A 25,681-nucleotide genomic window follows, 5' to 3' on the forward strand; every position below is an offset into this window, starting at 1 on the left:
GGGGGGCTTCGGTCTAGGGCTCGCCACCTCGTCCGGACGACGGCCGGACCGACCTGCAGGCCACGATGGTATCGACCGCACCGACCGCCCGCCGCGAGCCGGCGCCCTCACTCCGGGGCGCCCGGGTCCTCGTGGTCGAGGGCCGATTCTACGACGAGATCGCCGATGAGCTGCTCGCCGGTGCGCGCGGAGCGATCGAGGCGGCCGGCGCGCACGCGACGATCGTCACGGTGCCCGGCGCCCTCGAGATTCCCGCGACCGTGATCATTCTCGTGGAGGCCGCCGAGCGGGCGGGAGATCCCTACGATGCGGTGGTGACCCTCGGCTGCGTGATCCGCGGCGAGACCGGCCACTACGACATCGTGGCGGGAGAGAGCGCGCGGGCCCTGATGGACCTCTCGGTCGACCTCCGCCTGCCGCTTGGCAACGGCATCCTCACCGTGGAGACCGAGGTGCAGGCGCTCGCGCGGGCGCGGGTCGCGGAGATGAACAAGGGAGCCGGCGCGGCCGAGGCGGCGCTCGCCGTGCTCGCCCTCAAGCAGGCGGCGGAGGCCCGATGAAGACCAGCGAGCGCAGCGGCGCCCGCCTCGCGGTGGTGCAGGCCCTCTACGACATGGAGATCTCCGGCAAGGGCGTCCTCGAAGCGCTCGCCGAGTTCGAGGCCTTCTGGATCGGCCGGGAGGTGGACGGCATCGCCCATCCGCCGGCCGAGACCGCGTTCTTCCGCGATCTGCTGCGCGGCGTGGTGGACGAACAGCGGGCGATCGACCCGCAGATCGACAAGGCGCTGTCCCAGGGCTGGCCGCTCAAGCGGCTGGAGGCTGTGCTCCGCGCGATCCTGCGGGCCGGTACCTACGAGCTGATGTTCCGCCGCGACGTTCCGGCTCGAGCCGCCATCTCCGAGTACGTCGACGTGGCGCACAGCTTCTACACGGGGGACGAGCCCGGCCTCGTCAACGCCGTGCTGGACAAGGTGGCCCGTGGCACCCGGGCGAGCGAGCTGGCGCTGCCCACGTGAACGGCGCGGCGCGGCCCTCAGAGGACGCGCTCATCGCGCGATACTTCGCGCCGCTGGCCGGACCCGGTGCGGACAGCCTCCGGGACGACGCCGCGGTGCTGACGCCGAGCCCCGGCCACGATCTCGTTCTCACGGCGGACGCGATCGTCGCGGGCGTCCACTACTTCCCCGACGATCCGCCGGCCTCGGTCGCCGTCAAGGCGCTGGGCGTGAACCTCTCGGACCTTGCCGCCAAGGGGGCGAGGCCCCGCGGTTTCCTGCTCACGCTCGGCCTGCCCGACGATTGGACGGAAGCCTGGCTCTCCGACTTCGTGGACGGCCTCGCGCGGACGAGTGCTTCGCATCGCATACCCCTGCTCGGGGGCGATACCGTGCGCGCGGCAGGCCCCGCGCTGATCGGCGTCACCGCCGTGGGCGAGGTGCCGACGGGGACCATGGTGCCCCGCATGGCGGCCCGCCCGGGGGACCGCATCCTCGTGAGCGGTACGATCGGTGACGCGGCCCTCGGCCTCCGGCTACGCCTCGCGCCGGGCGCGCTCTGGGCGGGCCGCCTAACGGATGCCGACCGGTCCCATCTCCTCGATCGCTACCTGCATCCGCGCCCGCGTCTCGCCCTGGCCGAGGTGCTCCGGCGCCACGCCCGCGCCGCCATGGACGTCTCGGACGGCTTCGCGGGCGATCTCGCCAAGATGCTGCGGGGCGAGGGACGCGGCGCCGACGTGTCTCTCGCGCAGGTGCCGCTCTCCGCGGCGGCGGAGGCCGTCGTCGCGGTGGATCCAGGGCTCCGGGAGGCGGCGCTCACGGGTGGCGACGATTACGAGCTGCTCTGCTGCGTTCCGCCCGAGGCAGCGGCAGTGTTCGCCTCTGAAGCGGCGGCGTCGGGCGTCGCCGTCACCGATGTCGGGGTCGTCACCACGGGGGACGGCGTCCGGTTCATCGATGCATCAAATGCGCGGGCGTCGTTCGCCCGCGGCTCCTTCCGTCACTTCTGACGGATCAGCCTCGGCCGAGATGGGGCGCCGGCTCCGGCGGCAGTCCGAGCTGGGCGCGCACGTCGTCCATCATCCCCGTCGCGATGATCGGCATCCACATGGCAAGGTCGGCCTGCGTGAGCGCCGCCTTGCCGCTGAAGGCGTCGTCGCGCCGGCTCGGGGTCGACAGGGAGCGCTGGAGGACGCGCAGCAGGTCGCTCCGCAGGTCCTCCGGCTGCTGGTTGATCCGCTCGGCGATTAGGAACTGGACGGCGCTCGTCAGCACCTCGATCGTTGCGGCGAGCCGGGCAACCTGGTCACTGCTCATGCCATCATCCTGCCTGCGCCAACCGAAGATTTAGCAAGCGTTTAGCTTGCAACCTAGCTAGCGCAACATGCAGCCTGACGTAAGCTCCGCCGGCGCTCGTGAACGTTGGCTGCGGCCGGCGGGCTCGGGCCGCAGCGGCTCACCCGACCTCGCGATCAAAATATCCCGAATCAATGATTGGACCGTCTAAGCGCGAAACCGGGACGATCTATACTGCACTGCAGCAAAGCCCCGTGTTCGCAACGCGAGACGGCGTTTGCGCTCAAGCCTGAAGTTTGGCAATCAGAGCACGCGGTTCCGGGGAGGAGCGCACAGATCCGAGCATTACGTCCCATGGCCGCCCGGCCAAGCTCGGCAACGACAAGCCAACGCCAGGCAAACCCGAACAAGGACGGACGAATGACCGCATTGCTGTTGATTATCCTGGGCGGGCTCTGCGCCGTCGCCTACGGTATCGTCACGATCAACGACGTGATGAAGCGCGACGCCGGCACGCAGCGCATGCAGGAGATCGCCGGTGCGATCGCGGAGGGCGCGCAAGCCTACCTGCGCCGCCAGTACGCGACGATCGGCGTCGTCGGCGTCATCCTGTTCGTCGCACTCGCATGGTTCCTCGGCATCAAGGTCGCGATCGGGTTCCTGATCGGCGCCGTGCTCTCCGGCGTCGCCGGCTTCATCGGCATGAACGTCTCGGTGCGCGCCAACGTCCGCACCGCGCAGGCGGCTTCCACCTCCCTCGGCGGCGGCCTCGAGGTCGCGTTCAAGTCGGGCGCCGTCACCGGGATGCTGGTCGCCGGCCTCGCACTCCTCGGCGTCGCCCTCTACTATACCTACCTCACCCGCGGCGCCGGCCTGCAGCCCGCGAGCCGCGAGGTCATCGACGCGCTCGTCGCCCTCGGCTTCGGCGCCTCGCTGATCTCGATCTTCGCCCGTCTCGGCGGCGGCATCTTTACGAAGGGTGCGGATGTCGGCGGCGATCTCGTCGGCAAGGTCGAGGCCGGCATTCCGGAGGATGATCCGCGCAACCCCGCCACCATCGCCGACAACGTGGGCGACAATGTCGGCGACTGCGCCGGCATGGCGGCCGACCTGTTCGAGACCTACGCGGTGACCGCGGTCGCCACCATGGTCCTCGCCGCGATCTTCTTCGCCGGTCAGGGCGATGTCGGCGGTCGCAACGTGCTCGAAGCGATGATGCTCTACCCGCTGGCCATCGGCGCAGCCTGCATCGTCACCTCGATCGCCGGCACCTACGCGGTCCGCCTCGGCGCCAACCAATCGATCATGGGGGCCCTCTACAAGGGCCTGATCGTCGCCGGTATGCTCTCGATCGTGGCCGTCGCCATCGTGAACTTCACCCTGTTCGGCGGCTTCGGCACCGAGTTCCGCACGAACACCGGTCTGACCTTCACCTCGGGCGCCCTGTTCGGCTGCGCGGTGCTCGGGCTCGTCATCACGGCGCTCATCGTCGTGATCACCGAGTACTACACCGGCACGAACTTCCGTCCGGTGAAGTCGATCGCGGATTCCTCCGTCACGGGTCACGGCACCAACGTGATCCAGGGCCTCGCGATCTCCCTCGAGTCGACGGCGCTGCCGGCTATCGTCATCGTCGCCGGCATCATCGCGACCTACGCGCTCGCCGGCCTGTTCGGGATCGCCATCGCGGTCACCGCCATGCTGGCGCTCGCGGGCTTCATCGTGGCCCTCGATGCCTTCGGTCCGGTCACCGACAACGCCGGCGGCATCGCCGAGATGGCGGGCCTCCCCTCCGAGGTGCGCAAGTCGACGGATGCCCTCGATGCGGTCGGCAACACCACGAAGGCGGTCACCAAGGGCTACGCGATCGGTTCCGCGGGCCTCGGCGCCCTGGTGCTCTTCGCCGCCTACACGTCGGACCTGAACTACTTCATCGCGAACGCCAGCCCGACGCAGTACCGGTTCTATCAGGGCCTGACGGTCGATTTCTCCCTCTCGAACCCCTACGTCGTCGTCGGGCTCCTGCTCGGCGGTCTCATCCCCTACCTCTTCGGCGGCATGGCGATGACGGCGGTGGGCCGCGCAGCCGGTGCCGTGGTCGAGGAGGTGCGCCGCCAGTTCCGGGAGAAGCCCGGGATCATGGAGGGACGCGACCGGCCGGATTATGGCCGCGCCGTCGACATGCTGACCCGGGCCGCCATCAAGGAGATGGTCATCCCCTCGCTGCTGCCGGTGCTGTCTCCGGTCGTGCTGTTCTTCGTGATCCAGGCGATCGCGGGCAAGGGCCAGGCCTTCGCGACGGTCGGCGCCATGCTGCTCGGCGTGATCATCACCGGCCTCTACGTGGCCATCTCGATGACGTCCGGCGGCGGCGCCTGGGACAACGCCAAGAAGTACATCGAGGACGGCCACCACGGCGGCAAGGGATCGGACGCCCACAAGGCCGCCGTCACCGGCGACACGGTCGGTGACCCCTACAAGGACACCGCGGGCCCCGCCGTGAACCCGGCGATCAAGATCACCAACATCATCGCCCTGCTTCTGCTGGCGGTGCTGGCCCACAGCTGAGAACCGACGCCGTCCCCGCCCGTCAGGGGTGGGGACGGTCGCCTTCCGCGGCGGCGCAACCATGTGCGGCCGCGCACCCGCAGGGCCCTGGCACAAGGTCCGCTTGGCCCCACCTTACTCCGCGAACTCGACCCGCCGGCACGAAACGACCGGCGGAAGCCGCGCTGGCGCGGCGGCGATGTCTGCGGAGTCCCTATGCCCTCACTGTTCGATCCCATCCGCGTCGGTGCCATCGAGGCGCCGAACCGCATTTTCATGGCGCCGCTGACCCGCGGCCGTGCGACCCGTGCGCACGTCCCGACGCCGCTCATGGCGGAATACTACAGCCAACGTGCGGGCGCGGGCCTGATCATCTCGGAGGCGACCGGCATCACGCAGGAGGGTCTCGGCTGGCCCTTCGCGCCCGGCCTGTGGACGAACGAGCAGGTCGAAGCCTGGAAGCCGGTCGTGAAGGCGGTGCACGACGCGGGCGGCCGCATCGTCGCGCAGCTCTGGCACATGGGGCGCCTCGTACATCCGGACTTCCTGGCCGGCGAGAAGCCCGTCTCCGCCTCCGCCACCACGGCACCCGATCAGGCGCACACCTATGCGGGCAAGCAGCCCTACGCGGAGGCACGCCCCCTCGAGACCGACGAGATCCCCCGACTGATCGCCGACTACGAGCGGGCCACCCGGAACGCCCTGGCCGCCGGCTTCGACGGCGTTCAGATCCACGCCGCGAACGGCTACCTCATCGACGAGTTCCTGCGGGACGGCAGCAATCGGCGGACCGACCGGTACGGCGATTCGATCGAGAATCGCATCCGCCTCCTCGAGGAGGTGACCCGCGCGGTCGCCGGCATCGCAGGTCCGGAGCGCACCGGGGTTCGTCTGTCGCCCAACGGCGAGATCCAGGGCGTCAACGATTCCAATCCGGAAGAGCTGTTCACGGCGGCAGCCGCGGCCCTCGGCAGGATCGGGATCGCCTTCCTGGAGCTGCGCGAGCCGGGTCCGAACGGCACCTTCGGCAAGGCCGATCATCCGCCCATCGCGCCGGCCATGAAGGCGGCCTTCGGCGGAACGTTCATCCTCAACTCCGATTACGATGGCCGAAGCGCGCAGGCCGCCCTCGATGCCGGCGAGGCGGATGCCATCGCGTTCGGCCGGACATTCCTCGCGAACCCCGACCTCCCGGACCGACTCGCCCAGGACGCTCCCCTCAACAAGGACAACGCCAAGACCTGGTACTCGCAGGGCCCCGAAGGCTACGTCGACTACCCGCCCCTGAGCGCCTCGAAGGCCGCCTGATCCGCTGACGCGCCGGAGCCGAGCCCCAGCGGTGTGAACCGCCGGGGCTTCGTTCGTGCTCAAACTTGGGTGCTCAAACATGCGTGCTCCATGCTGGGCAATTCGTGAGTGGGTACTTATGTCACCGGCGTACGGCGGAGGATGATTGCTCTTTGACCGCGATGGGACCCGGTGCGAACGGCGGGCACGGCTTCACGCAGGCTGAGCGCCTTGCCGAGTTGCACGACCTTCAGATCCTCGACAGCGAGCCTGAGGCTGCCTACGACGACCTCGTCCAGGTCGCAGCCTACGTCTGCGCGGCGCCGGTCGCTCTCGTCAGCTTCGTCGATGCCGGCCGCCAGTGGTTCAAGGCGGAAATCGGCGCGGGCTGCAGTGAGATGCCGATCGACCGCTCGGTCTGTGCCATCGCACTGGAGGCCGGCGACCTACTCGTCATCCCGGACATGACGGCCGATCCCCGGACGAGCGGTAACGCGCTCGTTTCGGGACCGGATCATTATCGCTTCTACGCGGGGGCCGTGATCCGCAGCGCCGGCGTTCCCCTCGGCACGCTCTGCGTTCTCGACCGGACGGCGCGGCCGGACGGCCTCACGACCGCACAGGCGGCTACCCTCTGCACGCTGGCCCGCCAGGTTTCCACGCTGCTCGCCCAGCGGCGCACGCTCGCGCAGGTCGCCGTTCGCGAAGCGGAACTCGCCGCAAGCGAGCGCCGCTTCCGGGTGATGACGGCGGCGATGCCCCAGATGGTCTGGACGACCCTGCCAGACGGGTTTCACGACTACTACAACGACCGCTGGTACGAATTCACCGGGGTGCCCTACGGCTCGACCGATGGGGTTGGCTGGAACGGGATGTTCCATCCTGACGATCAGGAGCGCGCCTGGTCGCGCTGGCGGCACTCGCTCGCGACGGGCGAGCCCTATGAGATCGAGTATCGCCTCCGGCATCACAGCGGCGGGTATCGGTGGACCCTCGGGCGGGCCATGCCGATCCGTGACGCCGAGGGTCGCATCGAGCGCTGGTTCGGCACCTGCACGGACATCGAGGATCTGAAGCGCGCGGAGGCCGAGGCCCGCAAGCTCGCCGCCGTGGTCGCGGCGTCGAAGGACTTTATCGGGGTCGCTGCCGAGGACGGTCGCGTCCTGCACCTCAACGAAGCCGGACTGCGCCTCGTAGGGCTCGCGGACCTCTCCGCGACGCCCCAGACCCGCATCGCAGACTATTTCATGCCGGCGAGCCGCAGCATCGTCGAGGCCGAAGTGCTGCCCGCCGTGCGCCGCGACGGCTGGTGGGAAGGCGAGCTCGCCTTCCGGCATTTCCAGACCGGTGAGCCGATCGCCGTCCACTACACGATCTTCCCGGTGCAGGATTCCGCGGGCGTCCGCATCGGCTACGCGACGGTGACCCGCGACCTGCGCGAGCGAAAGCGCGCGGAGGAGGCTCAGACGCTGCTGATCCGCGAGCTGTCCCATCGGATCAAGAACATCTTCGCGGTCGTCGGCGGCATCGCGGCCCTGACGGGGCGCAGCGATCCGGCCGCGCGCAGCTTCGTGGCGGATTTTCGCGAGCGGCTCAACGCGCTGGCGCAGGCGCACGAATACGTCCGGCCTCACTCCCCGGACAGCGCCCCGAGCGTCCAGGGGCAGACGGTGCTCGGTCTCATGCGCCTGATCATGGCGGCCTACCGGCAGGAGGGGATGGAGCGCATCTCGGTGTCGGGCGACGACGCGGAGGTCGGCGAGCGCGCTTCGACGGCGCTGGCCCTGATCATGCATGAGCAGGCGACGAACGCGGTGAAGTACGGCGGCCTCTCGGCGGAGGGCGGCCGGGTCTCCCTCAGCGGCCGCGTCGTGGATGGGCGCTACGCCCTGACCTGGGCCGAGACCGGCGGACCGCAGATATCCGGCAAGCCGACGCGGCGCGGTTTCGGCACGGTCCTCGCCGAACGCAGCGTGGCCGGGCAGCTCGACGGCACGCTGGAGCACGATTGGTCGCCGGACGGGCTCGTCATGCGCCTGACCGCGCCGCTCGCGAACCTGCGCTTCTGACGCCGCCGCATGGCGACGGCGCGATGTGCCTACGGTCTCATCGTGCTCGATTTCGACGGCACGCTTGCCGACAGCTTTCCTTGGTTCTGCAGTGTTCTGAACGGCGTGGCCGATCGCTACCGCTTCCGGCGCGTTGAACCCGATGAGATCGATGCGTTGCGCCACCTGAGTGCGCGCGCAATCGTCGACCGCCTGGGTGTGCCGCGCTGGAAGCTTCCTTTCATCGCCCGCCATATGCATCGCCTCGCAGCGCGGGATCCCAACGCGCTGCGCCTCTTCCCCGCCATCGATGCGATGCTGGATCGGCTGGGAGAATGCGGGGTGGACCTCGCCGTCCTCAGCTCGAACACTGAGGACAACGTCCGGCGCGCGCTCGGACCCCATCATGCCGCGCGCATTCGGTCCTACGCCTGCGGTGCCTCCGTCTTCGGCAAGGCCCGACGCTTGCGCGCCCTCCTGCGTCGCACGGGCTTCGCACCGGAGAGCGTCCTCTGCGTCGGTGATGAATTTCGGGATGCTGAGGCCGCCCGCGCGGTCGGATGCGACTTCGGCGGCGTAGCCTGGGGCTACACGGCACCGGGCGCGCTGCGGGCGACGATCCCCGAATACTTCTTCGAGGACCCCTGCGAGATCGCCGCGCTCTTCGCCTTGGAGGAACCCGCGGACGGAGCGCCGGCCGAGCCGCGGGTGACCGGTTGAGGCGACGCCCTTGCGAAAGGGCGCTGCCGTCACATGCCGCGGTTGGCGCCCGGCACGACGCTTGCGCCGGACCCGGAGCCGAACGGCTCGTAGCGCGTCAGACCGCGGAACAGCTGGCTCAGGAATGCGCGGTCCTGACCGCTCGTCGGGGTCGTGCGCTCGATGAAATCGAACACGCGCCCGTCCTGCAGCCCGTAGAGCGCGACGCGCTCCACCTTGAACCCGGGGGTGAAGTACACCGCCGTCACTTTCTGGTCGTCCACGCGCTCACCGAGGAACATGACTGTGCGGCTGGTGTTCTGCGAGATGTAGTACCAGGACTTGTTGCCGACGGTGGAGACAGTCGAGGGCGTGCCGAGGGTTTGCAGCACCTGCTCGGGCGCCATGCCGGGCTTGATCGTCGCGAGGGCCGCCTGGTCGATCTGGTAGCCGTGGCGCAGCTCCTCGCCGATGCAGCCGGACAGGCCGGCGCCGACGAGGCCGACGAGGGCGAGACGAGAGAGCGACGAAACGAGACGGCGCGACATCGGCCCCCCTTGATCCTTGCGCGGACGAATGCGTTCTCGGCAACGACAGCGAGTGCCCCGCGGGACCCTTGCACCTTGGCCGTAGGTTGCCGTACCGCGGGGTTATGGCTTTGACAAGGCAAGCGCCGCCACACCGCCGCGGCGACGCACAGGTGCGGCGGTCGCGGCCACGGAAACCAGGATGATCGGACAGTTCTTCCGGCGTGGGAATGCCCGCCGCAGCATCATCGAGACCCTGCATCGACGCATCAACGACGCGGCGCGCCGACCCGCGTTGTTCACGCGGCTCGGCGTGCCGGACACCGTGGAGGGCCGGTTCGAGGCCCTGTGCCTGCACGTCATTCTGGTGCTTCGCCGTCTCAACCGGCTGCCCGAGCCTGCCGGGGATATCGCGCAGGACCTCGTGAATTCGGTCTTCCTGCAGCTCGACTCGGCGCTGCGCGAGCTCGGCGTCGGCGATTTCGGTGTACCGAAGCGGATGAAGAAGCTCGGCGCCGCCTTCTACGGACGTGCGGAGGGCTACGATGCGGCGCTCGACGCAGGCGACGTCGGCGCATTGCGCGCGGCGCTCGCCCGGAACGTGCTTGGGCGCGACGATCCCGACGCCGCCGCTGGGCTTGCCGCTTACGTCGTCGCGGTGAGCGAGGCCCTCGATGCCGCCGACCTCGCGACGATCACGGAGCAGGGGCCGCACTTTCCCGAGCCCGCTCCTTTCGGAGAAACGGCATGAAGCGCCCCGACGCCACCGGCCCCCTGTCCAGGCCGATCAATATCGAGCGACTGCGCAACGGGCCAGGCGCCGTGACCGTCGAGGCGACCCAGGCCGAGTGTGAGGCCCTTGCTGCGGATTTCGGGATTCCGGCCATCCGCGGCTTGGTCGGCCGGTTCGATATCTCGGGCAGCGCGAGCCGCCTCGTGGTGACCGGGCGGGTCGAGGCCCTCGTCACACAGGTCTGCACCGTCACCCTCGAACCGTTCGAGGCTGCAGTCAGCGAGCCGGTCGAGGTGGAGTTCACCGACCCCGACCGTTTCGCGGGCACCGACGCCGAGGACGTCGAGGTGCCGGATCCGATCGTCGGTGGACGCATCGATTTCGGCACCCTCACGGCGGAGTTTCTGGCACTCGGTCTTGACCCCTATCCGCGCAAGCCCGGTGTCGCCTTCGAGGAGGCGAGCTTCGGCGAGGATGAGAAGCCGCTCGCGGCCCTGCGCAGCCTGCGCCGCGAGGCGGACTGAACGACCGGGCGAGATTTCGTTTGCCCACGGGGCGTGGATCGCTATTTTCCGCCCCGCCGGCTGGGGTTTGAAATCCAGCGACACGAATACCCCGGCGGCGCCCCATCGCAAGAGGCTGCGATCCAGACACAATGCCCCAACGCGTGTGCATCTCGCTCGACGCCATGGGCGGCGACCATGGGCCGTCGACCGTCGTGCCCGGCGCGGCCATCGCTCGCGAGCGCCATCCCGAGACGACCTTCCTGATGTTCGGCGACGAGGCCGTGATCGGTCCGCTGGTGGCGGCCGAGCCCCGGCTGACGGGGGCGGTCGAGATCCGCCACACGACGGTCGCGGTGGCGATGGACGACAAGCCGAGCCAGGCGGTGCGGCAGGGCCGCGGCAAATCCTCGATGTGGCAGGCGATCCAGGCCGTTCGGGATGGGCATGCCGACGCCTGCGTCTCGGCCGGCAACACCGGCGCGCTGATGGCGATGTCCAAGATCTGTCTGAAGACCCTTTCGGGCATCGAGCGCCCAGCCATCGCCTGCCTGTGGCCGACCGTGCGTGGCGAGAGCGTCGTGCTCGATGTCGGCGCCACCATCGGGACGGATGCGGAGCACCTCGTCGAGATGGCCGTGATGGGCTCGGCGATGGCCCGCATCGTGTTCGATCTCGACCGTCCGACGGTCGGACTGCTCAACGTCGGGACCGAGGAGATGAAGGGCAACGAGGCCGTGAAGGAGGCTGCCCGGCTCCTGCGCGAGATGGAACTCCCGAATTTCGCCTACCACGGCTTCGTGGAAGGAACGGATCTCGGCCGCGGCACCGTCGACGTCGTGGTGACCGAGGGCTTCACGGGCAACATCGCCCTGAAGACCGCCGAGGGCACCGCCAAGCAGATCGGGACCTACCTGCGCTCGGCGATGAGCCGCACGCTCTCGGCGAAGATCGGCTATCTCTTCGCCCGGCAGGCCTTCACGGCCCTGCGGGAGAAGATGAACCCGAGCCGGGCCAACGGCGGCGTCTTCCTCGGGCTGGAGGGCATCGTCATCAAGAGCCACGGATCCGAGAACGCGCACGGCTTCGCGGCGGCGATCGACCTTGCCCACGACATGGCCCGGCACGACCTGATGCGCACCATCCGCGAGATGCTCGACCAGACGCCCGCCGTCGTGTCGGCGTGAGGTCGGCATGGCCCTGACCGCACCCGCGGCGCATCGACGTTTTACTACTTACAGGTGTAACGCCGCGCGAGACATTGCATTGTTCCGGGCGGGGGGAGGATCACCATGGTAGCCCTGCGCTCCGTCGTCGTCGGCACGGGCTCGAGCCTGCCGGCCCGGGTCGTGACGAATGCCGAGCTGGCGAACCGGGTCGAGACCTCGGATGAGTGGATCGTCCAGCGCACCGGGATCCGGCAGCGCTACCTCGCGGACGAGACCGAGACGACGTCGGTGCTGGGCGCGCGCGCGGCCCGGGCCGCCCTGGACGATGCCGGCCTGACGCCCGACGACATCGATCTCGTGATCTGCGCGACCTCGACGCCGGACCACACGTTTCCGTCGACGGCGACGCAGATCCAGGCGGCGCTCGGCATCCAGCGGGGCGCGGCCTTCGACCTGCAGGCGGTCTGTGCGGGGTTCGTCTACGCGGTGTCGACGGCGGACAAGTTCCTAGCGACCGGCGCGGCGCGGCGCGCGCTCGTGGTCGGCGCGGAGACGTTTTCGCGCATTCTCGACTGGGAGGACCGTACCACCTGCGTGCTGTTCGGCGACGGTGCCGGCGCGATCGTGCTGGAGGCGCGGGACGACCGGGAGGCCGAGGGGCGCGGGGTGCTGACCTCGAGCCTGCGGTCGGACGGGCGGCACCGCGAAAAACTCTACGTTGACGGCGGGCCCGGCTCGACGGGGACCACCGGCCACCTGCGGATGGTCGGCAAGGAGGTCTTTCGCTTCGCCGTGGGCCAGGTGACGGACGTCATCGCGGAGGTCTTCGAGAGGTCGGGCGCGAGCGCCGACGACCTGAACTGGTTCGTGCCGCACCAGGCCAACCGCCGCATCATCGAGGCTTCGGCCGACAAGCTCGGCATCGCCCGCGAGAAGATCGTGCTGACCGTCGACCGCCACGGCAACACCTCCGCGGCCTCGATTCCGCTCGCCCTCGACGTGGCCCGGCGGGACGGACGCATCCGCACCGGCGACCTCGTGATGATCGAGGCGATCGGCGGCGGCTTCACCTGGGGCGCGGCGCTGATCCGCTGGTAAGGTTTTGGTCTGGCCGCGCGGGCGCAAATTTTTGCTCAAAGCTTCTCGGGGTCCTGCGGTTGACCCCGCCGCAGCGGCCGATTAGCGTGGTGAATCATAGAGATACGTCGTAATCGGCAACCGCGCGAGGAAACACGGGCATGACGGGTAAGACGGTCACACGCGCCGATCTGAGCGAGGCCGTATACCAGCAGGTCGGCCTGTCGCGCACGGAGTCGGCGGCGCTCGTCGAGACCGTCCTGTCCGAGATCTGCACCTGCCTCGCTGGCGGCGAGACCGTGAAGCTGTCCTCGTTCGGCTCCTTCGTGGTGCGCAGCAAGGGCAAGCGCGTCGGCCGCAATCCGAAGACCGGCGTCGAAGTCGCCATCGAGCCGCGGCAGGTGATGGTGTTCAAGCCCTCGAACGTGCTCAAGGCGCGCATCAACGGGCAGAACGGCGAGCTGGAGGAGGATTGAGCCCGGTCGGGGCAGCCCGCGGATCCTCCGGTCCCGCATCGCGCTGACCGATGCCGAACGCCCCGAGCGAGGAGGGCCCGCCCATGGCCGCTGCCGCGAGTCCGACAGCCGGCGAGGCGGGCGACAAGCGCCCCGGCGCCTTCCGCACGATCAGCGAGGTCGCCGACGAGCTCGACGTGCCCCAGCACGTGCTGCGCTTCTGGGAGACCCGCTTCCCGCAGATCCGGCCGATGAAGCGCGCCGGGGGGCGCCGCTACTATCGGCCCGAGGATGTGGACCTGCTGCGCGGCGTGCGGCGCCTCCTGCACGGGCACGGATACACGATCAAGGGGGCGCAGCGGGTGATCCGCGAGGGCGGCGTGCGCTTGGTCCAGGCCGTGGGGCGGGGCGAGGCCGAGGTCGGCGCGCCGGCGGCGGGCGAGGTCGAGGCGCCGGAAGAGCGGCCGACAGGCGAACCTGAGGTGGCGGCCGCGGGGGCCGATCGCCGCGCGCTGCGGGAGGTTTTGCGCGAGCTTCACGCCTGCCGCGAGGCCCTCGCGGCCTTGCGCGCGACGCCGCGTGTCTAGCGCGTGTCCGGCGGAGCGTCCGCACCCTGTCCGGCGGCTGTCCGGCCGGCGGCACGCAATCGACCCGCAAGCCCTTGGGGCGATCCGCCTTTTCGCGTTCACGAATGCGGGAGGCCCGGTCGAACTTTGCCGGGGCACCGGCGTTAGGCGCCCATGGCAACCGCACGTCGTCAGATGTCGCCCACCCAGGAGCTGATCGCCCGCGTGATGCGGATCGTCAGAACCTGCCCGGATGCCGCGACCGAGGTGCTGGAGCTGATGTTCCTCGTGAGCCAGATCGAGGCGCTGACGACCGTCGACCGCGAGTACCGCGATGCCCGCCGGGTGATCAGCCGCCTGCGCAACCCGCTCTGGGAGATGGGGCCCGCCGACCGGGAGGCCCTGCTCCGGGCCGCCGAGACGATCCGGCGGGTCTGCGCGCTGGAGGAGAGCGACATTCCCTCGACCCCGATCGCCGATGTCGGCGAGCGCCAGCGGGTGGAGCGGGCGGTGGGCACCGCGCTCTCCGGCGAGTTCAGCGCGGCGCAGATCGCGCGCATCACCGGCGTGGTCGCGGCGGCGCTGCAGGAATAGGCGGGGCTCCCTCGACGGGGACGGTCGGCGTCCCCACATCGGCCTCGCCGGTGAGCGGCCCCGCCGGGGCGGCCGCCGGGAGAATTCCGGGAGACCGAACGCCGATGTACGCCCTTCGTCCGTACGCCCTTCGCATCCTCGTGCCGGCGATCGCCGCCGGTCTCCTCGCCGCACCGGCCTTGGGCCAGACCACCATCACCAAGAGCGAGACGGTGCAGAGCGGCAAGACCGTGCGCCTCGCCATCGTGCCGAACCTGAAGAAGGACTGCTCGGCCGGGCCGATGCCGGAATTCCGCATCTCCGGTGCGCCAAAGAACGGCGTCACCATCACCAAGGTCGGCAAGCAGACGACGCCCGCGAGCTACCGCTGCCCCAACAAGGAGACCGCCGTGCAGGGCCTGTTCTACCAGCCGAAGGCCGGTTTCACGGGTGCCGACGAGGTGACCTTCGAAATCAAGAACGCCGACGGTCAGGTGCAGACGCAGAACATCAAGATCACCGTCGAGGCCGCCACCGGCAAGAAGGACGCCGACGCCAAGAAGAGCGGCACCGATCTCTGATCCGGGACGCCCGTCGGGCCGACCTGCACAGTTCAGGCGCCGTCGCGGCCGGTCCGCGACGGCGCCTGCAGAGGGCGCAACTTGGTCGATCCTGTATCCTTCTTGTGACGGTGTTGCGCGCATCACACGCCGGTCGGGTGCGTCGCTCGCACTGCGACAAAAGCGGGCCTGTCGGTTGCATCCGGACCGGGACAGGATGAAGCTGTCCTGGTCGTGAAGGGGTTATCGATGCCGTTGCATGCGACGAACGACCTTTTTCAGAGCTTCGCCCGTGGCTACGAGGCGCGCCGCGACACGGAGATGACGCTCTCCGAGTACCTGGAGGCCTGCCGCGACGAGCCCCTGATGTACGCGAGCGCCGCCGAGCGCATCCTGGACGCCATCGGCAAGCCGGAATTCGTCGACACCGCCAAGGATGCCCGCCTAGGCCGGGTGTTCATGAACCGGACGATCCGGACCTACCCGGCCTTCTCCGAGTTCTACGGCATGGAGGAGACGATCGAGCGGATCGTCTCGTTCTTCCGCCACGCCGCGCAGGGCCTGGAGGAGCGCAAGCAGATCCTCTACCTGCTGGGACCCGTGGGCGGCGGCAAGTCCTCCCTCGCCGAGCGCCTGAAGGCGCTGATGGAGGTCCACCCCATCTACGTGCTGAAGGCCGGCAACGAGGTCTCGCCCGTCTTCGAGAGTCCGCTCGGCCTGTTCGACCCCGAGACCATGGGGGCGGAGATCGAGAAGCGCTTCGGCATCCCGCGCCGGCGCCTCACCGGCCTGATGAGCCCCTGGGCGCTGAAGCGCCTCGACGAGTTCAACGGGGACATCTCGCGCTTCACGGTGATCAAGGTGCGGCCCTCGCGCCTGCGCCAGATCGCCATCGCCAAGACCGAGCCCGGCGACGAGAACAACCAGGACATCTCGAGCCTCGTCGGCAAGGTGGACATCCGCCGCCTGGAGACCCTGAGCCAGGCGGACCCGGATGCCTACTCGTACTCGGGCGGGCTCAACCGCGCGAACCAGGGCGTCCTCGAATTCGTCGAGATGTTCAAGGCGCCGATCAAGATGCTCCACCCCCTGCTCACCGCGACGCAGGAGGGCAACTACGTCGGCACCGAGAACATCGGCGCGATCCCCTTCACGGGCGTGATCCTGGCGCACTCGAACGAGGCCGAGTGGCAGTCGTTCAAAACCAACAAGAACAACGAAGCCTTCATCGACCGCATCTACGTCATCAAGGTGCCCTACTGCCTGCGCGTGCAGGAAGAGCAGCACATCTATGACAAGTTGATCTCGGGATCGGAGCTGTCCGACGCGGCCTGCGCGCCCGGCACGCTCGAGATGCTGGCCCGCTTCTCGGTGCTCTCGCGCCTGCGCGAGCACGCGAACTCGAACCTGTTCTCCAAGATGCGGGTCTACGACGGCGAGAGCCTGCGCGAGGTCGATCCCCGCGCCCGCTCCATGCAGGAGTACAAGGACACGGCCGGCGTCGACGAGGGCATGGACGGGATCTCGACCCGCTTCGCCTTCAAGGTGCTGGCCGCGACCTTCAACCACGACACCACCGAGGTCTCCGCCGACCCCGTGCACCTGATGTACGTGCTGGAGCAGGCGCTGCGGCGCGAGCAGCTGCAGCCCGAGACCGAGAAGCGCTACCTGGAGTTCATCAAGACCGAGCTCGCCCCGCGCTACGCGGAGTTCATCGGCCACGAGATCCAGAAGGCCTACCTCGAGTCCTATCACGATTACGGCCAGAACCTGTTCGACCGCTACATCGACTACGCGGACGCCTGGATCGAGGACCAGGACTTCAAGGATTCCGAGACTGGGCAGCTCCTCAATCGCGAGCTCCTGAACCAGGAGCTGACGAAGATCGAGAAGCCCGCCGGCATCGCCAACCCGAAGGATTTCCGCAACGAGGTCGTGAAGTTCGCGCTCCGCTCGCGGGCCCAGCACGGCGGGCGCAACCCGAACTGGACGAGCTACGAGAAGCTGCGCGAGGTGATCGAGCGGCGGATGTTCTCCCAGGTGGAGGAGCTGCTGCCGGTGATCTCGTTCGGCTCCAAGAAGGACGGCGACACCGAGAAGAAGCACGGCGAGTTCGTGGAGCGCATGGTGGCGCGCGGCTACACCGAGCGTCAGGTCCGGCGCCTGGTGGAATGGTACATGCGGGTGAAGCAGGCGGGGTAGGGGGCTGCCCGCCGTCCGGGCCGTCTTCCCGCGCCGCCACAGTTTCGGACGACCGGCGGGTCACGATCCGCCGGCGGTCACCAGAGGGCGAGGGCGAAGACACCGGATGCACATCGTCGACCGTCGGCTCAATCCAGGGGGCAAGAGCCTCCCCAACCGGCAACGGTTCCTGCGCCGGGTGAAGGATGTGGCCCAGCGCGCGGTGCGCGAATCCGCCCGCGAGAAGGACATCAAGGACCTCGGCAAGGACGGGCGCGTCAGCGTGCCGGCGGACGGGGTGCGCGAGCCCCGCTTCAGCCGCCAGTCCGGCACCGGCCTGCAGGACCACATCCTGCCGGGCAACAAGACCTACGTGGAGGGCGACCGCATCGAGCGCCCGCCGGGCGGCGGCGGTGGCGGCGGGTCCGGCGAGGGCGGGGAGGGCGGCGAGAACAGCGAGGACGCCTTCCGCTTCGTGCTCACCCGCGAGGAGTTCCTGGAGCTGTTCCTCGAAGACCTCGAACTGCCCGACCTCGCCAAGCGGCGCCTCGCCGTGGTGGAGACCGAGGGCCTGCGCCGGGCCGGCTACACGGTGACGGGCTCGCCCGCCAACCTCGCGCTCACCCGGACCCTGCGCAACTCCATGTCGCGCCGCATCGCCCTGAAGCGGCCGAAGCCGGACGAGATCGCGGCGCTGGAGGCCCGCATCGCCGAGGCCCGCCCGGGCGACCCGACGCTGCCCGACCTCGAACTCAGCCTGACGCTGCTCCGCGAGCGCTCGAAGCGCATCCCCTACGTCGACCCGATCGACCTGCGCTACCGCCGCTTCGAGCCCTATCCGCGCCCCATCGCCCAGGCGGTGATGTTCTGCCTGATGGACGTCTCCGGCTCGATGACCGAGCACATGAAGGACCTCGCCAAGCGGTTCTACATCCTGCTGCACATCTTCCTCACGCGGCGCTACCGCCACGTGGAGATCGTGTTCATCCGCCACACGGACCGGGCGACGGAGGTGGACGAGGAGACCTTCTTCGGCTCCCGCGAGACCGGCGGCACGCTGGTCTCCTCGGCGCTCGTGGAGATGAAGCGCATCATCGCCGAGCGCTACTCCCCCGACGACTGGAACATCTACGCCGCGCAGGCGTCGGACGGCGACAACGTGTCGAGCGACGGGCCGACCGCCACGGACCTCCTGCGCACGCACATCCTGCCGGCCTGCCAGCACTTCGCCTACCTGGAGGTGGGGGACGAGAACGGGCCGCGGGCGGGCTTCGTCGAGCACCGCACGACGCTCTGGCGGACCTACGAGGCCATTGCGAAGTCCGGCGGCGGCATCGCCATGCGCAAGGTCAACCACCGGCGCGAGATCTACCCCGTGTTCCGCGAGCTGTTCGGCCGCAAGGACGCGAAGGCGGAGGCGTGAGCCCCGGGCGACGGCGTGAGGGAGAGGGCGAGATGGGGACCACCCTGAGCCGGGCGAAGGCCCAGAAGGCAGCCGCCAGCGGGCCGCTGTTCACGGGCAACGACTGGGACTTCGACACGATCCGGCGCATCCACGACGCCTGCGAGGCGATCGCCGGGCCGGAGCTCGGCCTGTCCTGGTACCCGAACCAGATCGAGATCATCACCGCCGAGCAGATGCTCGACGCCTACGCGTCGATCGGCATGCCGCTGTTCTACAAGCACTGGTCCTTCGGCAAGCACTTCGCCCAGCACGAGGCCGGCTACCGCCGCGGCCTGATGGGGCTCGCCTACGAGATCGTCATCAACTCGGACCCGTGCATCTCCTACGTGATGGAGGAGAACACGGCGACGATGCAGACGCTGGTGATCGCCCACGCCGCCTTCGGCCACAACCACTTCTTCAAGAACAACTACCTGTTCCGGCAGTGGACGGATGCCGAGGGCATCCTCGACTACCTCGACTTCGCCAAGGGCTACATCACCCGCTGCGAGGAGCGCTACGGCCACCAGGCGGTGGAGCAGGTGCTCGACGCCGCCCACGCCCTGATGAGCCAGGGCGTCCACCGCTACCCGCGCAAGAAGCGCCCCGACCTCGCCTCCGAGCAGCGCCGCGAGCGCGAGCGCGTCGAGCACGGCGAGCAGATCTACAACGACCTCTGGCGGACCCTGCCCGCCAAGGCTTCGGGCGCGAAGCCCGACCTCGCGGCCGACCGCCGCCGCGCCCTCCTGGAGCTGCCGCAGGAGAACATCCTCTACTTCCTGGAGAAGGCGGCCCCGCGCCTGCAGCGCTGGCAGCGCGAGATCCTGCGCATCGTCCGCCTCGTGGCGCAGTACTTCTACCCGCAGCGCCAGACCAAGGTGATGAACGAGGGCTGCGCCACCTACGTCCACTACCGGATCATGAACGCGCTCTCGGAGAAGGGGCAGATCGGCGAGGCCGCCTACCTCGAGTTCCTGCAGTCGCACACCAACGTCATCCGCCAGCCGAATTACGACGAGCGATCCTACGGCGGCCACAACCCCTACGCGATCGGCTTCGCGATGATGCAGGACATCGCCCGCATCGTGGAGAGCCCCACCGCCGAGGACCGCCAGTGGTTCCCCGAGATCGCCGGCACCGGCGACGGCATGGCGGTGCTGCGCGACATCTGGGCGAACTACCGCGACGAGAGCTTCATCGCGCAGTTCCTGTCACCCAAGCTGATGCGCGACCTGCGCCTGTTCCACGTGGTCGACGACCCGGACGAGCCGGAGCTGCGCGTGGAGGCGATCCACGACGAGCGCGGCTACCGGCGGATGCGGCGCTCCTTCGCCCGCCAGTACGACGTGGCCTGGCTCGACCCGGACATCGAGGTGATCGACGTCGACCTGGAGGGCGACCGCCGCCTGATCCTGCACCACAAGGCGCTCAACCGGATCACCCTGCAGAAGGACGACGCCCGGCGGGTGCTGCAGCACCTCGCCGACCTCTGGGGCTACGACGTCGTCATGCGGGAGATCGACCCGGCGACGGGCGAGACCCTCGCGGAGCACAGTGCCAGCGCGCGGCCGATCTTCTTCTGAGGCGCGCTTCGACCGGACGACCCCGCGGGTGACCGCGCTCTCGGGTGCCAGGGAGGGGCGGTGATCCCTGGAGCCCTCCTTCGAGGCTCCGCTTCGCTGCGCACCTCAGGATGAGGTCGCGGGTGGGGTCCACGGACAGTGCCTCCCACCCTCCCACCTCATCCTGAGGTGCCCCCGTGAGGGGGCCTCGAAGGAGCCCTCCAGGGATCGCGCGGCGGCCGGACCCCGCCCGCGGTGCTGCCCTGGAGCATCCAGGCAAGCGCGCACGCCGCACAGCTGCTCAAACCGGGCCCGGATGGACATAGATTGCGCCCCAGCCAGTCGAGCGGGCACAATCCAACAGAAATAGATCACTCAACACATCTACAAGTTGTATGATTCATTGTCGAATGCAGCAATTCGCGCAGCAATTGAGTGGGCGTTAAACTTTCAACGGCATGGTCGCCGACGCAGTATCGGTGGGTGGGGGACCGCCCGGTACGCGGGAGTGCGCGGTTGAGCAACATTCTCCTCCTGACGGACCGGCCCACGCAGGCGGGCCGCCTGTTCCGCGACCTCGAGCGTCTCGGGGGCTGCACGACGCTCGACCTCCTCGATCCGGAGCAGGGCCGGGCGGAGCCGCGCACCGCGGAGATCGACGCCGTGGTGAGCGACGTCTCGCTGGCGCATTCCGGCACGATCGCGGCGCTCCGCTTCCAGCTCGACCGGCTGAAGGCCCGCAAGGTGCCCTACCTCTGCCTGCTGCGCAGCGACGACCGCCGCAACCGGGTCCAGGCCGACGCCCTCGGGGCGAGCCGCGTGCTGCGGGCGGATGCCGGCGCCGAGGCGATCCTCGGCTGCCTCGGGGAGGCGCTCGGCACCCAGACGCCCGCCACCCAGGCGCCCGCCGCGCTCGACCTGTCCGGCAGCGTCGCCTCGGCGGGGCAGGTGCTGACGCGGCTGTTCGAGGCCGGGCGCAGCGACGGCACGGTGGAGCCCGAGCTGATCGCGAGCGGCGCGGCCTTCGTGGAGAACGCCCTGCAGCAGAGCGACGTGCGAGCCTGGCTCGACGTGGTCTGGCGCTTCGACGACGCGACGCACCAGCACTGCCTCCTCGTCGCCGGCCTCGCCGCGGGCTTCGCCAAGCGGCTCGGCGTGCGGCGCAGCGACTGCCAGCGCCTGACCCAGGCCGCCCTCCTGCACGACGTCGGCAAGTCCCGCATCCCCGGCGCCATCCTGAACAAGGCCGGCCCCCTCGATGCGGCCGAGCGCACGATCATGAAGACCCACGCCGAGGTGGGGCACGCGATGCTGATCGACAGCGGGTTCTCGGAGGAGATGCTCGCGGTGGTGCGCTCCCACCACGAGATGCTCGACGGCTCCGGCTACCCGGACGGGCTGAAGGGCCGCGAGATCCCCGACCTCGTGCGGCTCGTCACGATCTGCGACGTCTACGCCGCGCTGATCGAGCGCCGGCCCTACAAGGCGCCGATGGGCGGCGCGCAGGCCTACGCGATCCTGGAGGCCATGGAGGGGCGCATCGACGCGGCGCTCCTCGGCGCCTTCCGCCCGCTCGCCCTCGACATCGGCCCGCCGCCGATGCTGCGGGCCGGATAGGCCCAAGCTCAGCGCAGGCTCTCGACGCAGCTGCGCCCCTCGTCGGTGAGGCGCCACTCGATGGCCCGCGCGTTGCGCCGGCCCCCGACCTGGGTGATCAACCCCACCGTGTAGAGCTGCAGCACGGCGAGGCGCATCTCGTCGCTCTCCTCACCCGTGAGGACGACGGGCCGCGACCACATCCGGATCAGCAGCCGGCGCTGGGAATCGGTCAGCTCCGCGCAGGCCTCGCCCGGCGTGCGCCGCTCAGGGGTGGGTCCGGATGGGCCGTCGGGTCGCTCGCGCGTCATCGCTGTCCGGTTGGCGCGCGGGGAAAGGCGCGGGGAGGAGCCCCACCGCACAGGACGAATGACGGCCGGTGCAATTCACGCCCCACGTGCGTCGTGCGCGACCGATACGTGCGTCGTGCGCGACCGATCCGGCCCGGCCCGCTATAAGCGTCGCCGACACCAGCCCCCGCGCGAACGGCCGCCATGCTCTCACTCGTCACCCTCCGCTCCCGCATCGCCTCCGGCGCCCTGACCCCGGAGGGGGCCGTCGCCCTCGTGCGGGAGGCGATCGCCGCGCGGGAGCCGGAGATCCGCGCCCTCGTCTGCCAGGATCCGGCGCCGCAGGTCGCCGGGACCGGGCCGCTCGCCGGCATCGCGGTCGGCATCAAGGACATCATCGACACCGCCCACCTGCCGACCGGCATGGGCTCGCCGATCTACGCGGGCTGGCGGCCGCGGGCCGACGCGCCGGTGGTGGCGCGGCTGCGGCGCCTGGGCGCGGTGCCGCTCGCCAAGACCACCACCACCGCCTTCGCGTTCCTCGACCCGACCGAGACCCGCAACCCCCACCATCCCGGGCACACGCCGGGGGGCTCCTCGGCGGGCTCGGCCGCCGCGGTCGGAGCCGGCATGCTGCCGCTCGCCCTCGGCACGCAGACGGGCGGCTCGGTGGTGCGGCCGGCCGCCTATTGCGGCGTCGTCGGGGTGAAGCCGTCGTTCCGGCTGCTGCCGACGGTCGGCGTCAAGTGCTTCTCCTGGGCCCTCGACACGGTCGGTCTGTTCGCGGCCGGTGTCGCCGACGCCGCCCACGCCCTGGCGCTCCTCGCCGACCGTCCCGCCATCGACCTGCGCCCGAACGATCCCGGCGCGCCGCGGGTCGGCCTCCTCGTGCCGAATTACTGCGCGCCGGCCGAGTCGGAGGCCCTCGCGGCCCTCGTGCGCGCCGGCGCGGCCCTGGAGGGCGCCGGCGCCCGCCTGCGCGACCTCGCCCTGCCGCCCCTCTTCACCGAGGCCTTCGCGAGCCACGGCCCGATCCAGGATTTCGAGGCCGCCCGGGCGCTTGCCTGGGAGCACGCGTCGCACCGGCCGGACCTGCCGCCGCTGCTCGGCGCCCACCTCGACGCGGCGGCGGAGATCCCGGCGCCCGCCTACGACGCGGCCCGCCGCACCGCCCACCACGCGCGGCGCCACCTCAAGGACGTGTTCGCGGAGGGCGACCTCGACGTGATCCTGACGCCCTCCGCGCCGGGCCCCGCGCCCGAGGGCTACGCCTCCACGGGCGATTCGCGCTTCAACCGGCTCTGGACGCTGATGGGCGTGCCCTGCGTCAACGTCCCGGCCGGGCTGTCCGCGACGGGGCTGCCCCTCGGCGTGCAGGTGGTCGGCCGCTTCGGCGACGACGGCCGCACCCTGGCCGCCGCCCGCCTCGTCGAGCGGGCGCTCGCCGGGTGAGGCGCGCACGAATCGGTGTCGGATCCGCAGGCAACCATGCGCGCGGCCGGGGCGTTGCTGACGTCCTGAGAACCCCCCGACCCCGTCCGAGGAGACGTCCGATGCTGAAACGCCTCGCCACCACCGCCGGCCTGCTCGCCCTGAGCACCGGCCTCGCCCTCGCGCAGGCCCCCGACAAGACGCCCGCGACCACCGGCAACACCACGGCCAGCCAGGCCGACAAGGACATGAAGGAGTGGCAGGTCGCCAAGATGAGCAAGGTCAGCCTCGCCCAGGCGCTGCAGACCGCCGAGGCCCAGGGCGACAAGGGCCGCGCCATCGATGCCGACTTCGAGAAGGCCGACGGCAAGAACCCGGCCCACTGGAGCATCAAGGTCGTGTACCCGGACGGCAAGCTCGTGGAGCACGGCATCAACGCCGACACCGGCGCGCTCTACAAGAGCGAGAACCAGCCGATCGAGCGCTACTTTACCCGCCTCAAGGTCGCGGACTTCCAGAACGCCGGCGTTTCGCTGAAGGACGCCCTGGCCATCGCCGAGAAGAAGGCCGGCGGCGGCAAGGCCTACGAGGCCGAGGTCGAGCGCGACGGCAAGTCGGTCCAGTACGAGATCTCGGTGGCGCTCGCCGACCGCTCGCAGGAGGTGAAGGTCGGCCCCGACGGCAAGGTCGTCGGCGATTGAGGAGGCCTCGCCGTTTGCGGTGGCCTGGCGAGGGAGCCTTCCAGGATCCGTAGCGCTCTCTGGAGGCCTCCTTCGAGGCTCCGCTTCGCTTCGCACCTCAGGATGAGGTCGCGGGTGGGAATGAAGGATCGTTTCCCCCACTCACCTCATCCTGAGGTGCCCCCGTCAGGGGGCCTCGAAGGAGACCTCCGGAACACTCCGCGGTCTCTGGAGACCGCCCCGCGGCACGCTCACGGCGGGATCGCCCAATCGAGCAGGCCCCGGTGGAGCGGGCGCTAGCCCCCCGACCGGAACATTCGCTCCGCGAAGGACGGCAGCCCGTCCTGTCCGTTTCCGGCCACCACCACGAGGCGGCGCACCTCGCCGCGCAGGTAGGCCTGGAGGAAGCGGTCGTACTGGCGAAAGACCACGCAGCCGTTCGAGGCGCCGCTCGGGCCGAGCATGTAGGTGTGCGCGAGAAGCCCGACTCGGCCGTGGACGGCGCCGCTGCCGCCCACCGGGTTGAGGCGGATCGCCCGGACGCCGTGGAACAGCGCCTCGCGCTCGGTGAGGTCGTAGGTGCCGGGCGGCGTCGCGCCCCGCATCTTCACGTGGACGTGGCGCGGGGAATCCTGCGCGATGCCGAGGCCCGAATGGGCCTCCAGGCGCTCGCCGCTCGGCAGCGTCACGGTGCGGGCCGTGATGTCGTAGATCGCGACGCCCCCGCTCGGCGCGACGGGCCCGAGGGAGCGGCGCGTGGGCGACGTCATCGCTTCGTCGGGGGTACCCGCGTAGGCGAGTGCGGTCGGGGCCTCTGCGGCGGGCTTGGTCTCGGTCGACTTGGCTCCGAACACCGTCTCGAAGAACGAGCGCTCGGCTTCCGCGTCCTGCCGCCCCGCGAGCCGGGCCGAGGGCTGGGACGGGCGCCGGGCGAGGCGCAGGGTCTCGGGCCTGACCCGCAACTCGGCCGGGCGGGGCACCGGCAGCGGCACGGCCTGGGCGACGCGGGCGATCTGGTTGGGAGCGGACGCGGCCGGCGGCGCTGCGAGTGCGGCAACCGGCTGGACCGCGGGCACCGCCGCGACGGCGACCGGTGGGCGGGGCGCGGGCCGGATCAGGGTCGGGGCGCCGGCCCCGAGGACGGGCGTCGGGTCGAGCATCCAGGCGTAGACCGCCGCGGGCGCCGCCGGCTGCGCCGGGGCCTCGACCCGGGCCGGCTCGACGCGGACGGGGGCTGCCGGATGCGGCGGGAGCGGGGCGGCGACGCGGTAGAGGGCGATGGCCGCCGGCACGGCGAGGATCGGGAGCACCGCGAGGTGGCTGCGGATCCGGCGGCGCCTCGGCCTGCGGAGCTGGGGGTACGCGTCGGACATGGGGCGACTCGACTCGGGGTACGCGGGCCCCGCGCGGCCGCCGTCCGGCACACCTCGGTGCGCCGGTCCGGCCGGATTGCCCGT

25 protein-coding genes are annotated in these 25,681 nt (G+C 70.2%); 21 read left to right on the plus strand and 4 right to left on the minus strand.

Going from position 1 to position 25,681, the window contains the following annotated elements:
- Positions 1 to 65: 65 nt before the first annotated feature.
- The 3 genes from ribH to thiL are packed head-to-tail and all read left to right on the plus strand — an operon-like array spanning position 66 to position 2,010.
- Positions 66 to 560 carry a 6,7-dimethyl-8-ribityllumazine synthase gene (gene ribH, locus ACLBXP_RS16360; RefSeq protein ID WP_447668795.1) on the plus strand — a complete coding sequence of 165 codons (495 nt, stop codon included), beginning with the start codon at positions 66 to 68 and terminating at the stop codon, positions 558 to 560.
- Positions 557 to 1,018: a transcription antitermination factor NusB gene (gene nusB / locus ACLBXP_RS16365; protein WP_447668797.1), complete on the plus strand. Its 462-nt coding sequence runs from the start codon at positions 557 to 559 to the stop codon at positions 1,016 to 1,018. Before ribH ends, nusB begins: the two co-directional genes overlap by 4 nt.
- Complete coding sequence (gene thiL / locus ACLBXP_RS16370; RefSeq protein WP_447668799.1) at positions 1,015 to 2,010, plus strand: thiamine-phosphate kinase; 996 nt, start codon at positions 1,015 to 1,017, stop codon at positions 2,008 to 2,010. Before nusB ends, thiL begins: the two co-directional genes overlap by 4 nt.
- 4 nt (positions 2,011 to 2,014) lie before the next feature.
- Here thiL and ACLBXP_RS16375 read toward each other — a convergent pair whose 3' ends face one another.
- A complete protein-coding gene (locus tag ACLBXP_RS16375; protein ID WP_447668800.1) occupies positions 2,015 to 2,317 on the minus strand; it encodes a hypothetical protein in 303 nt (100 codons plus the stop codon).
- A 399-nt stretch (positions 2,318 to 2,716) separates the two neighbouring features.
- On the opposite strand from ACLBXP_RS16375, the gene ACLBXP_RS16380 reads away from it, so the two are divergent.
- From ACLBXP_RS16380 to ACLBXP_RS16395, 4 genes are all read left to right on the plus strand, one after another.
- Entirely contained in the window at positions 2,717 to 4,864 is a 2,148-nt protein-coding gene (locus ACLBXP_RS16380; protein WP_447668802.1) for a sodium-translocating pyrophosphatase, read from the plus strand.
- Positions 4,865 to 5,059: 195 nt separating this feature from the next.
- Positions 5,060 to 6,151, plus strand: coding sequence for an alkene reductase (locus ACLBXP_RS16385; RefSeq protein WP_447668804.1), 1,092 nt, complete (start codon positions 5,060 to 5,062; stop codon positions 6,149 to 6,151).
- Between the two features lie 161 nt (positions 6,152 to 6,312).
- Positions 6,313 to 8,199: a PAS domain-containing protein gene (locus ACLBXP_RS16390; protein WP_447668895.1), complete on the plus strand. Its 1,887-nt coding sequence runs from the start codon at positions 6,313 to 6,315 to the stop codon at positions 8,197 to 8,199.
- Between the two features lie 9 nt (positions 8,200 to 8,208).
- On the plus strand, positions 8,209 to 8,898 hold the full coding sequence (locus ACLBXP_RS16395; RefSeq protein ID WP_447668805.1) for an HAD hydrolase-like protein: 690 nt from the start codon (positions 8,209 to 8,211) through the stop codon (positions 8,896 to 8,898).
- A gap of 29 nt (positions 8,899 to 8,927) precedes the next feature.
- On the opposite strand, the gene ACLBXP_RS16400 is transcribed toward ACLBXP_RS16395, so the two are convergent.
- The gene (locus ACLBXP_RS16400; RefSeq protein WP_447668807.1) at positions 8,928 to 9,425 is read right to left on the minus strand and encodes an outer membrane protein assembly factor BamE; all 498 of its coding nucleotides are present in this window, start codon (positions 9,423 to 9,425) and stop codon (positions 8,928 to 8,930) included.
- A gap of 181 nt (positions 9,426 to 9,606) precedes the next feature.
- On the opposite strand from ACLBXP_RS16400, the gene ACLBXP_RS16405 reads away from it, so the two are divergent.
- The 12 genes from ACLBXP_RS16405 to ACLBXP_RS16460 all read left to right on the plus strand — a co-directional run bounded on the left by ACLBXP_RS16405 (position 9,607) and on the right by ACLBXP_RS16460 (position 21,844).
- Positions 9,607 to 10,155 carry a ubiquinol-cytochrome C chaperone family protein gene (locus ACLBXP_RS16405; RefSeq protein WP_447668808.1) on the plus strand — a complete coding sequence of 183 codons (549 nt, stop codon included), beginning with the start codon at positions 9,607 to 9,609 and terminating at the stop codon, positions 10,153 to 10,155.
- Positions 10,152 to 10,661 (plus strand): YceD family protein, encoded by a 510-nt coding sequence (locus ACLBXP_RS16410; RefSeq protein ID WP_447668809.1) that lies wholly within the window; start codon positions 10,152 to 10,154, stop codon positions 10,659 to 10,661. Before ACLBXP_RS16405 ends, ACLBXP_RS16410 begins: the two co-directional genes overlap by 4 nt.
- Positions 10,662 to 10,792: 131 nt before the next feature.
- On the plus strand, positions 10,793 to 11,827 hold the full coding sequence (gene plsX / locus ACLBXP_RS16415; protein ID WP_447668811.1) for a phosphate acyltransferase PlsX: 1,035 nt from the start codon (positions 10,793 to 10,795) through the stop codon (positions 11,825 to 11,827).
- A gap of 105 nt (positions 11,828 to 11,932) precedes the next feature.
- Positions 11,933 to 12,907, plus strand: a complete 975-nt coding sequence (locus ACLBXP_RS16420; RefSeq protein ID WP_447668812.1) for a beta-ketoacyl-ACP synthase III — start codon at positions 11,933 to 11,935, stop codon at positions 12,905 to 12,907.
- Between the two features lie 140 nt (positions 12,908 to 13,047).
- Positions 13,048 to 13,362, plus strand: a complete 315-nt coding sequence (locus ACLBXP_RS16425) for an integration host factor subunit alpha (protein ID WP_447668813.1) — start codon at positions 13,048 to 13,050, stop codon at positions 13,360 to 13,362.
- An 83-nt stretch (positions 13,363 to 13,445) separates the two neighbouring features.
- Positions 13,446 to 13,928, plus strand: a complete 483-nt coding sequence (locus ACLBXP_RS16430) for a MerR family transcriptional regulator (RefSeq protein WP_447668814.1) — start codon at positions 13,446 to 13,448, stop codon at positions 13,926 to 13,928.
- 174 nt (positions 13,929 to 14,102) lie between these two features.
- Positions 14,103 to 14,501 carry a hypothetical protein gene (locus ACLBXP_RS16435; RefSeq protein WP_447668815.1) on the plus strand — a complete coding sequence of 133 codons (399 nt, stop codon included), beginning with the start codon at positions 14,103 to 14,105 and terminating at the stop codon, positions 14,499 to 14,501.
- Positions 14,502 to 14,605: 104 nt separating this feature from the next.
- Positions 14,606 to 15,061, plus strand: a complete 456-nt coding sequence (locus ACLBXP_RS16440) for an Ig-like domain-containing protein (protein ID WP_447668816.1) — start codon at positions 14,606 to 14,608, stop codon at positions 15,059 to 15,061.
- A 228-nt stretch (positions 15,062 to 15,289) separates the two neighbouring features.
- The gene (locus ACLBXP_RS16445; protein ID WP_447668817.1) at positions 15,290 to 17,242 is read left to right on the plus strand and encodes a PrkA family serine protein kinase; all 1,953 of its coding nucleotides are present in this window, start codon (positions 15,290 to 15,292) and stop codon (positions 17,240 to 17,242) included.
- 106 nt (positions 17,243 to 17,348) lie between these two features.
- On the plus strand, positions 17,349 to 18,644 hold the full coding sequence (locus tag ACLBXP_RS16450; RefSeq protein ID WP_447668818.1) for a YeaH/YhbH family protein: 1,296 nt from the start codon (positions 17,349 to 17,351) through the stop codon (positions 18,642 to 18,644).
- 32 nt (positions 18,645 to 18,676) lie between these two features.
- Positions 18,677 to 20,248, plus strand: a complete 1,572-nt coding sequence (locus ACLBXP_RS16455) for a SpoVR family protein (protein ID WP_447668819.1) — start codon at positions 18,677 to 18,679, stop codon at positions 20,246 to 20,248.
- 495 nt (positions 20,249 to 20,743) lie between these two features.
- The gene (locus ACLBXP_RS16460; protein ID WP_447668821.1) at positions 20,744 to 21,844 is read left to right on the plus strand and encodes an HD-GYP domain-containing protein; all 1,101 of its coding nucleotides are present in this window, start codon (positions 20,744 to 20,746) and stop codon (positions 21,842 to 21,844) included.
- A gap of 8 nt (positions 21,845 to 21,852) precedes the next feature.
- On the opposite strand, the gene ACLBXP_RS16465 is transcribed toward ACLBXP_RS16460, so the two are convergent.
- Entirely contained in the window at positions 21,853 to 22,134 is a 282-nt protein-coding gene (locus tag ACLBXP_RS16465) for a hypothetical protein (protein WP_447668822.1), read from the minus strand.
- Between the two features lie 183 nt (positions 22,135 to 22,317).
- On the opposite strand from ACLBXP_RS16465, the gene ACLBXP_RS16470 reads away from it, so the two are divergent.
- Both ACLBXP_RS16470 and ACLBXP_RS16475 read left to right on the plus strand, forming a co-directional pair.
- Positions 22,318 to 23,565 carry an amidase gene (locus ACLBXP_RS16470; RefSeq protein ID WP_447668823.1) on the plus strand — a complete coding sequence of 416 codons (1,248 nt, stop codon included), beginning with the start codon at positions 22,318 to 22,320 and terminating at the stop codon, positions 23,563 to 23,565.
- 101 nt (positions 23,566 to 23,666) lie between these two features.
- Positions 23,667 to 24,245 carry a PepSY domain-containing protein gene (locus ACLBXP_RS16475; RefSeq protein ID WP_447668825.1) on the plus strand — a complete coding sequence of 193 codons (579 nt, stop codon included), beginning with the start codon at positions 23,667 to 23,669 and terminating at the stop codon, positions 24,243 to 24,245.
- Positions 24,246 to 24,520: 275 nt separating this feature from the next.
- Here the strand turns inward: ACLBXP_RS16475 and ACLBXP_RS16480 are convergent, their stop codons facing one another.
- Entirely contained in the window at positions 24,521 to 25,597 is a 1,077-nt protein-coding gene (locus ACLBXP_RS16480; protein WP_447668826.1) for a DUF2778 domain-containing protein, read from the minus strand.
- Positions 25,598 to 25,681 lie beyond the last annotated feature (84 nt).

The organism is Methylobacterium sp. A54F (assembly GCF_053346035.1).